Source organism: Microvirga sp. GN3, from assembly GCF_055792825.1.
Map to the genome: position 1 here is coordinate 211,916 of NZ_JBVVAK010000002.1, position 8,845 is coordinate 220,760.

Annotated in this window: 8 protein-coding genes and 1 pseudogene; 5 read left to right on the top strand and 4 right to left on the bottom strand. The window is 62.6% G+C overall.

The annotated features are described in order from the left end of the window. Positions 1-5: 5 nt before the first annotated feature. Positions 6-1,069, top strand: a pseudogene (locus tag ACS5Q1_RS02065) (NAD(P)-dependent alcohol dehydrogenase). Positions 1,070-1,246: 177 nt separating this feature from the next. Continuing rightward, on the top strand, positions 1,247-2,149 hold the full coding sequence (locus ACS5Q1_RS02070) for a YihY/virulence factor BrkB family protein (protein WP_473096624.1): 903 nt from the start codon (positions 1,247-1,249) through the stop codon (positions 2,147-2,149). Between the two features lie 15 nt (positions 2,150-2,164). Here the strand turns inward: ACS5Q1_RS02070 and ACS5Q1_RS02075 are convergent, their stop codons facing one another. Both ACS5Q1_RS02075 and ACS5Q1_RS02080 read right to left on the bottom strand, forming a co-directional pair. Continuing rightward, positions 2,165-3,874 (bottom strand): catalase, encoded by a 1,710-nt coding sequence (locus ACS5Q1_RS02075; RefSeq protein WP_473096625.1) that lies wholly within the window; start codon positions 3,872-3,874, stop codon positions 2,165-2,167. Between the two features lie 238 nt (positions 3,875-4,112). Further along, a complete protein-coding gene (locus ACS5Q1_RS02080) occupies positions 4,113-4,412 on the bottom strand; it encodes an HlyU family transcriptional regulator (protein ID WP_473096626.1) in 300 nt (99 codons plus the stop codon). A 187-nt stretch (positions 4,413-4,599) separates the two neighbouring features. Here ACS5Q1_RS02080 and ACS5Q1_RS02085 point away from each other — a divergent pair, with 187 nt between their 5' ends. From ACS5Q1_RS02085 to ACS5Q1_RS02095, 3 genes are read left to right on the top strand one after another with little or no spacing between them, the layout of a single operon-like run. Continuing rightward, the gene (locus ACS5Q1_RS02085; protein WP_473096627.1) at positions 4,600-4,953 is read left to right on the top strand and encodes a DUF6152 family protein; all 354 of its coding nucleotides are present in this window, start codon (positions 4,600-4,602) and stop codon (positions 4,951-4,953) included. 7 nt (positions 4,954-4,960) lie between these two features. Then, on the top strand, positions 4,961-5,428 hold the full coding sequence (locus ACS5Q1_RS02090; RefSeq protein WP_473096628.1) for a hypothetical protein: 468 nt from the start codon (positions 4,961-4,963) through the stop codon (positions 5,426-5,428). Between the two features lie 54 nt (positions 5,429-5,482). Further along, positions 5,483-6,319 (top strand): transglycosylase SLT domain-containing protein, encoded by an 837-nt coding sequence (locus ACS5Q1_RS02095; RefSeq protein WP_473096629.1) that lies wholly within the window; start codon positions 5,483-5,485, stop codon positions 6,317-6,319. A 59-nt stretch (positions 6,320-6,378) separates the two neighbouring features. Here ACS5Q1_RS02095 and ACS5Q1_RS02100 read toward each other — a convergent pair whose 3' ends face one another. Beyond that, positions 6,379-7,164, bottom strand: coding sequence for a hypothetical protein (locus tag ACS5Q1_RS02100; RefSeq protein WP_473096630.1), 786 nt, complete (start codon positions 7,162-7,164; stop codon positions 6,379-6,381). Between the two features lie 416 nt (positions 7,165-7,580). Beyond that, positions 7,581-8,845 (bottom strand): aldehyde dehydrogenase family protein (locus tag ACS5Q1_RS02105; protein WP_473096631.1); only part of this gene is annotated, 1,265 nt, incomplete at its 5' end.

Here is an 8,845-nt window from a genome sequence, read left to right on the forward strand (position 1 = left end):
TTCCCGTGACCAAAGCTTTTGGCTATGCCGCCCAGGACGCGACCACACCGCTTGCCCCTTTCCGCTTCGAACGCCGGGAGCCGCGAGAGAACGACGTCCAGATCGAGATTCTTTATTGCGGCGTCTGTCACTCCGACCTGCATACGGTCCGTGCGGAATGGGGTGGCACTCTCTTTCCCTCACTGCCAGGCCACGAGATCGTCGGCCGCGTCACGCGCGTCGGCGACGGCGTGCAGAAGTTCAAGGTCGGCGATCTTGTCGGCGTCGGCTGCATGGTGGATTCCTGCCGCACCTGCAGGAGCTGCCGCGAGGGCCTGGAGCAATACTGCGAGGTGGGCTTCACCGGCACCTATAACGGCCCGGAGCAGGGCGCGGGCGCCAATACCTATGGCGGCTATTCCGACCTCATCGTGGTCGATGAGAACTTCGTCCTGAAGGTGCCGGAGGGCATGGACCTGGCCGCAGCGGCGCCTCTCCTGTGTGCAGGGATAACCACCTACTCCCCCTGCGCCGCTGGCGCGTGCAGCCCGGCCAGAAGGTCGGCGTGGTCGGCCTCGGCGGCCTGGGCCACATGGCGGTCAAGCTCGCGCGGGCCATGGGGGCGCATGTGGTGCTGTTCACCACCTCCCCCAACAAGCGCGAGGATGCCCTGACCCTCGGCGCCCATGAAGTTGTCGTGTCCAAGGATCCGGAGGCCATGAAGGAGCACGTGAACAGCTTCGATTTCATCCTCGATACCGTCGCCGCGCCGCACGACCTCGACGCCTATCTCGTGCTTCTCGCCCGCGATGGCGCCATGGTGCTCGTCGGCGCGCCGGCCGAGCCGCACCCGGCCACGACGGTGTTCAATCTGATCATGAAACGGCGCCAGCTTGCCGGCTCCCTGATCCGTGGAATCCCGGAGACGCAGGAAATGCTCGATTTCTGTGCCCAGCACGGCATCACAGCCGAGATCGAGATCATCCCGATCCGGAAGATCAACGAAGCCTATGAACGGATGCTCAAGAGCGACGTGAAGTACCGCTTCGTGATCGATATGGCATCGCTGAAGCAGGAAGCGGCTGCTTAGCCCAACAGGTCGATCCCATAAGCCTCGCATCGTGCGGAGGGCCGCAGCCGTTTTCCGCACGATGCCTCGGCAACGGTGACCGCCTCTCCTTCGCAGGAACAGAGAAAGTTCCTGCCCGTTAACGGCCAAGTCACTCCGTTTGCGGCGCCGGCTCGCCCGGCGGGATCGGTCCCATGCATGTTTTCTGAAACATGGCGGCTCTTGAAGGTGGCATTCGCGGGCTGGTGGAATAACCGCGCCATGAGCCTTGGCGCCTCCATCGCCTTCTTCACCGTCTTCTCGCTGGCTCCCATGCTGCTTGCCGCCATCGCGGTCGCGGGACTGGCCTTCGGACGGGAGGCGGCCCAGGGCGCCATCGTGGCCGAGCTCGGCGATCTGATCGGGACCAGCGAGGCGTCTGCCCTTGAGGCCATGATCGCCAGTGCCAGCAACATGGGCTCCGGCATCCTCGGCACCACCATCGGCATCGTGACCTTTCTTCTGCTGGTCACCGGGACCGTGGTGGAATTGCAGGACAATCTGAACATCATCTGGAAGGCGAAGCCGCCCGCGAATTACGGCGCTCTGGATTTCATCCGCACCCGGCTCGTCAGCCTCGCCATGGTCCTCGGGATCGGCTTTCTGCTGCTGGTGTCGCTCGTCATCGACACGGGGCTGACCGCCGTCGGACACTATCTCGAGGCCAATTTCTCGGGCGCCACGATCATCCTGCGCTTTCTGAACAGCCTCGTCGCCTTCGTCATCGCGACCCTCCTGTTCGCGATGATGTTCAAGCTCCTGCCGGCCGTGGATCTGCGCTGGAGCGATGTCTGGACTGGATCCCTGGTCACCGCGCTCCTGTTCACCCTCGGCAAGTTTTTGATCGGATACTATCTCGGCAAGAGCAACATCGCGTCGAGCTACGGTGCCGCCGCGTCCATCATCACGATCCTGCTCTGGATCTATTACTCGTCCCTGATCCTGCTCTTCGGCGCCGAATTCACGAAGGCCTATGCCGAAAGCCGCGGGAGCCTGGGTTCCGGGCATGTGCCAGAGCCGAAACAGAAAACGAGCCGGGATTTCCCGGCTCGTTTCCCATAAATCATCGCTTGAGGCTTATTCGGCTGCCTGCCCCATGGCCGGGGTGACATCGTGGAGGCCGCCCAAAACCTCCTCGGCCGAGGCCTTGTAATTCTTCACCGAGCTCGTCCACTGCCCCCAGATATTCGAGTCGATTGTGTCGCCGTTCCTGCCGAGATTCTGCAGGCGGCGCTTTTCCTCGTCGGTCAGGATCTGCTTCAGCAGCGGGGGCAAATTTTTCACGTCATCGGCCGTGATGCCGAGCATCTTCCCGACACGGGTGCCGTAATCGTCATGCACCATCAGGAAGTGCCACACCATGCGCCCCTGCACGTCGCGCTCGCACTGGCCGAGCAGCGTGCCCATGTTGTGAACGAGATCGTCGCGCTCCCAATCCATCATGGTGCAGTAGCGGCCACGAGCATGGATGTAATCGTTGCGCCGCTCGATCACGCTGCGGGTCAGACGCCCGCGCACTTCCGGTGGATTGTTGGGCTCCTCGCGCGGCGTCTCATGCAGGCCGTGATGAATCGACGGCTCGTAATTCACATGTGGATTCTGTCCCGGCGCCAGATCGCGGCGATAGGCCATCGTCCCACCGTTCAGGTTCGTGTGCACCTTGGCATTCTTGGCCTGATTGACGGGCAGCTGCAGATAGTTCGTGCCGACGCGATAACGCTGGGTGTCGGAATAGGAGAAGGTGCGGCCTACCAGCATCTTGTCGTCGGAGAAGTCGAGCCCGTCGACGAGGACACCGGTGCCCATGGCGATCTGCTCGTTCTCGTTGAAGTGATCGTCCACATTCCGGTTCAGGGTCATGACGCCCAGGTGCCGCAACGGGAAATCCTTCTCCGGCCAGATCTTGGTGTCGTCCAGCGGATCCCAGTCGAGCTCCGGATGGTCATGATCCTCCATGATCTGCACGTACAGATCCCATTGGGGATAGTCGCCGCGCTCGATGGCCTCGAAAAGATCCTTGGAGGCCGAGCCGAGATCCTGTCCCTGCACCTTGGCCGCCTCGTCCGCCGTCAGGCTGGCGACGCCGCAGCGCGGATGGAAATGGTACTTGACCAGGACGGTATCGCCTTGCGCGTTGACCATCTTGTAGGTGTTGACCCCAAAACCCTCCATGTGCCGGTAGCTCGCCGGAATGCCGCGCGGGCTGAACAGGTGGGTCAGCATGTGCATGGATTCGGGCGTCTGGCTCATGAAGTCGAAGATGCGGTTCGGCTCCTGGCGGAAGGTGACCGGATCCGGCTTCAGGGAATGGATGACATCGGGAAACTTGATGGCATCGCGAATGAAGAAAACGGCCAGGTTGTTGCCAACCAGATCCCAATTGCCGTCTTCGGTGTAGAATTTCACCGCAAAGCCGCGCGGATCGCGGGCGACCTCGGAAGAATCGCGACCGCCGATCACGGTCGAGAAGCGGATGGCGAGCGGCGTCTTCTTGCCGGCTGTCTGGAACAGCTTGGCTCGGGTGTATTTCGACGCGGGCTCGTCGCCGATCTTGCCGGTCACCTCGAGCTCGCCGTAGCACACGAAGCCGCGGGCATGGACGACCCGCTCAGGGATGCGCTCCCGGTCGAAATGGGTGATCTTCTCAAGAAACTGATAATTCTCCAGCGTAGCCGGGCCGCGACTGCCCACAGTGCGCTGGGACTGGTTATTGGCAACGGGATGACCCTGCCTGTTCGTCAGGACCCGATCGGATGCTTCCGAAGGCGTTTTGGGGTTCTTGGCCATGGCGATCTCCCTTGACTGACGGTTTGATTGCGACACGCCCCCGCGAGATTGTAAGAACCCACGGCAATCAGCGCCAATCGATAATCCTGAGACGCATGATCAGATTATCTGATTGAGAGCTGTCCGCAGAAAGGCGCGCGTTTACGGAGGCAACCTCCGCAATCGGCAATGGTTGCGCGCCTCTGCGCACGAAACGCGGAAACCGGTTCAATGCGGCGCAGGTCGGGGATCGGTGCGTTCAGCGAAAGATGCGGTCGCCCTGCTCGTCGATGATCTGCTTGCCCTTGGTGACCGCAAACATGGCAGCCTCATCCTTGCTGGGATGGGTTTCCGCCCGCACGAAGCGGTGCTCCTTCATGCCCGTCTCGAAATCCTTCTCGATCACCCCGGCCGTCTGGAATCCGCCCTTGGAGGAATAAGGCGCCGGCCGGATGCGAAAGCCCTTGTATTCTACAGCCTCGGCGGCAGGTTCCTCGCGTTCGCCAGCATTGCCTCCGCCTGCGAGACGGTTCCAGAGGTCCTTGAAGATCGATACCATTGCTGTCCCTGAACAAGGGTTGATTCGAGAACCGCAGCATAGCCGGGACGCCGCAGACGGGCGAATCCTCCGGGCCATCCCATCACGATCCGATGATCGGGGTGAGCCTTGCCTTCAAACGCCTTGACGCCACGCCCCCTGCGGCCAACTCTGGCCATCTGTCTGGCTCAGAGACCAGGGGTTTATCATGAAACTTCCTCTGTTCGGATTATGTCTTTCCGGAGCCCTCCTGACCGGCGGCATCGCCGTCGCCCATCATGGCTGGGGCAGCTACGATGCAGGCCGGGTCATGACGATCGCTGGTAATGTCGAGCGGGCCGATTGGGAGAACCCACACGTCATGGTGATGGTGCCCTACCAGGGGAAAAGCTGGGAGGCGGTGCTCGCGCCTCCGTTCCGCATGAACGCACGCGGGCTGAATCCCGACATGATCAAGCCCGGAACGCAGATCAGGCTCGAAGGCTATCCCTCCACCCGCACCGCAACGGAAATGCGAGCAGAACGGATCGTCGTGAGCGGCAAGACCTACGAACTGCGCTAGGCCTCCCATGTATCTCGATTTCCTTGCCGCACTGGAGGGGTCCTGGCTCGGCCATACGGGACGTCATTCCGCTTGGCTCTATACGATCTCAAATTTGCTGCACGTGCTCGGGGCAGCCTTCGTCGTCGGCGGCATTGCGGTCTTCGACCTGAAGGTTCTGGCCGAGCACGGTAAGCATGCATGGCAGGTCGGGCGCTATGCCATCCCCCTCGCCGCCGTCGGCCTTGCAATACAGATCCCGACCGGAACGCTTCTCCTGGCCGTCGAAGCGCGCGCGCTCGGGGTAAATCCGGCTTTCTACGTGAAGCTCGCCTTCATTGCCCTGGGGCTCGTCAACGTCGCCCTCTTTCACGCCCGTTTCGGAACGGCCATGCGGGCAGGTGCCTTGCCGCCGGAAGCCCGTGTCTACGCCCTTGTTTCCCTCGTCGCCTGGATTGTCGTGCTCTTGGCAGGGCGAATGATCGCCTATTTGTAGCTTGGCACGTCATCTTCATTGTTCGATCATCAACTCTTCCGAGCGGGGTTCTTCATGCGCTTGTGGCTGGCGCTTTGCGGAATTGTCCTCTGCGGCGCCGCCTGGGCCAACCCGGGAGCGTCAACGGAGACCGTCGAGCAGGCCCTATGCCGGTTGATTGAAGGGGCGGCTCGGACCCAGCAGATCCCGCACGATCTGCTCACCCGGCTGATCTGGCAGGAGAGTTCGTTTCGCCCACGCGTCGTCAGCCCTGTGGGCGCACAGGGCATCGCCCAGTTCATGCCGGGCACGGCTAAGGAAAGAGGTCTGACCGATCCGTTCGATCCCGAGCAGGCGATCCCCAAGGCCGCGGAATTCATCGCCCATCTTAGCGAGCAGTTCGGCAATCTGGGGCTTGCGGCCGCCGCCTATAATGGAGGACCTGCCCGCGTGACCTCCTGGCTCGCCGGCCAGGGAGGGCTGCCTGCCGAGACTCGGAACTACGTGTTCGTGGTGACGGGCCGTTCCGCCGAGGAATGGGCGGCGGATGCCAAGGAGCGGAAGAACGCCGACGATTGGCAAGCGTCAGAGCAGAGTTGCCAGCAGATCGTCGCCACCCTGCGCATTCCCGGCCGTGGCGATACCATCGAGGCACCCTTCGCCCCCTGGGGCGTTCAGCTTGCCGGCAACTTCTCGAAGGAACGGGCCCTCGCCACGTTCAGGCGCGCGAGCCAAGCCTACGCTTCACTCCTGAAGGACATGCGTCCGATGATCATCGGAACGCGGCTGCGCTATCGCGGCACGCGGACCTTCTACCGGGTCCGGGCACCGGCCGAAACGCGGCAGGCGGCGGAGCAGTTGTGCCGGAACATTCGCACGGCCGGCGGCAGCTGCATCGTGCTGCCGAGTTGAAAAAAACCTGCACCACGCGAATGGTGCAGGCTTTCTTAGAACCTGAATGGAACGAGCGATCAGCGGCGCTGAGGCCGGAGCGAGCGGGCGAGCTCGCGAATGACATTGTCCTCGATGTTGAGGTTCAGATCGTTGTCGTCGCCGGCATCGTCATCGCCCAGATCCGCATCGACCGGAGCGGCGGGCCTGGACAGGACGCCCCGTTGAGGCTGCGCCGTTCTCTCGCCTGCTTGCGCGGGTGCGGCTGGCGCGTTGCGCTGCCCTGGTGTGGCTTCCGCCGCGGCGCGCGCGGGCGCGTGCGGGGTATAGCCACGCGGGGCGGAATAACGGTTCTCAAGCGTATCGAGCAGGCTGTTGAGGGCGGCGTTCGACATCGGAACGTCGGGCGCCTGCGGTGCGCCTTCCAAAGCGATGGACCGATTCTGATAGGCTACTTCCGTCGTCACATCCGAACCGAACCAGGACAGGGGCCGGAAATCCCTGGCCTCCTCGTCGCTCTCGAACGGAACGGAGATGAGGTCCAAGGGGCCCGGCGTCACGAAGCGGACGATCTGGATGTCTCGGGTTCCGACAGTCAGGTGGGTGAGAAGATAGTCAAGCTTGCCGGGCGTCACGTCGAGAAGCGCCTCGGCATGAGCGCGCGGAACCTCTGTGCGCTCCTCGATCGGCCCATTGGGACCCGCATGAAGCAGGACAAGGCTGCCCTTGTCGCCTTCCACGACCACGAAGGAACTGCGGTCAGCCTGGTTGGGGAAGTGGCCTTCCGTCACACGATTGCCCCCCCGCTCCTTGCGGATCAGACGTGCAAGGGAAGAAGCAATGAGATAACGCCGGGAAGTAACCATATTAAGTTCTCTACTATTAACGGAGCGCCACTCACCGGCTCGCAGAACTGGCAGCATCCATTCTCAATAGAACGAAATTGCAATTCAATTTTCCACGCCAACAGACCTGGATTTGAACGCAACAACGTTTGCCACTGCAGAAATTCGAGCTTGTAAGTGCAAGTTCTCTTGGAGGCCTATGATGGCGTTCCCATGGCAAAGTTCAATGGATTGGGCCAAAAGCTGCCTGAGTTTTGTCGATAAAGTTAACGCCACTCGGGATGCCGTGCCGGCAGCCCCTTGGAATCCGAAAGCGCATACCGCTTCGCCCGGCAGAAACCGCGATTCCGCAAGCTCAGCTATCACATAAGTTAATGGCCTCGGCATCTCGCAGATTGAGATGCCGAGGCCGCACAAGTTGTGAGAGTACTCGCCTTTTACTCGCTTCCCTTGGTCTTCGGCACGTAAGGCCCATTGCCGTCGAAGGTGTAGGCGGTCTTCACCGTGGTATAGAACTCCTGCGCGTAGCGGCCCTGCTCGCGCGGACCGTAGGACGAGCCCTTCCGGCCGCCGAACGGCACGTGATAGTCCACGCCGGCGGTGGGCAGGTTCACCATCACCATGCCGGCCTCGGCATTGCGCTTGAAGTGGCTGGCGTATTTCAGGCTCGTGGTGCAGATGCCCGTCGACAGGCCGAACGGCGTGTCGTTGGCCAGTTCCAGCGCCTCGTCGTAATCCTTCGCCCGCGTCACGGTCGCCACCGGCCCGAAGATCTCTTCGCGGGCCACGCGCATCTGGTTGCTCACCTCCGTGAACAACGCCGGTGCGAGATAGAAGCCGGGGGTGTCACGCTTCAGAAGCTCGCCGCCGGCCACCAGCTTGGCGCCTTCCTCCTGACCGATCTTGATATACTTCAGATCCTGGTCGAGCTGGCTCTGGTCGACCACCGGGCCGATCTGCGTGCCGCTTTTAAGGGCGTCGTCGATGACGAGCCCCTGCATGCGCTCCTGCATGGCCGCCACGAACCGGTCGTGGATGCCGTCCGTCACGATCAGGCGCGAGGAGGCGGTGCAGCGCTGGCCGGTGGAGAAGAAGGCCGAGTTGACGGCGCAGTCCACCGCCACCTTCAGGTCGGCATCGTCGAGCACCACCATCGGGTTCTTGCCGCCCATCTCGAGCTGCACCTTCTTCATCGGGTCGGAGGTGACGCAGGTCTGGGCGACCTTGCGACCGGTCGGCACGGAGCCGGTGAAGGAGATGGCCGACACCTTCGGGCTGTTCAGCATGGCCTCGCCGACCACCGAACCACGGCCCATGACCAGGTTGAACACGCCCGCCGGCACGCCGGCGCGGATGATGATCTCGGACAAAGCATGGGCCGAGCCCGGCACGAGGTCGGCCGGCTTGAACACCACCGTGTTGCCATAGGCGAGCGCCGGAGCGATCTTCCAGGCCGGAATCGCGATCGGGAAGTTCCACGGCGTGATCAGGCCGACGACGCCGACCGGCTCGCGGGTGATCTCGACATCGATCAGCGGCCGCACGGACGGCACCTTCTCGCCGGCCATGCGCAGGCACTCGCCGGAGAAGAACAGGAAGATCTGGCCGGCGCGGGTGACCTCGCCGATGCCCTCGGGCAGGGTCTTGCCTTCCTCGCGCGAGAGCAGGCGGCCGAGTTCCTCCTTGCGGGCGAGGATCTCGT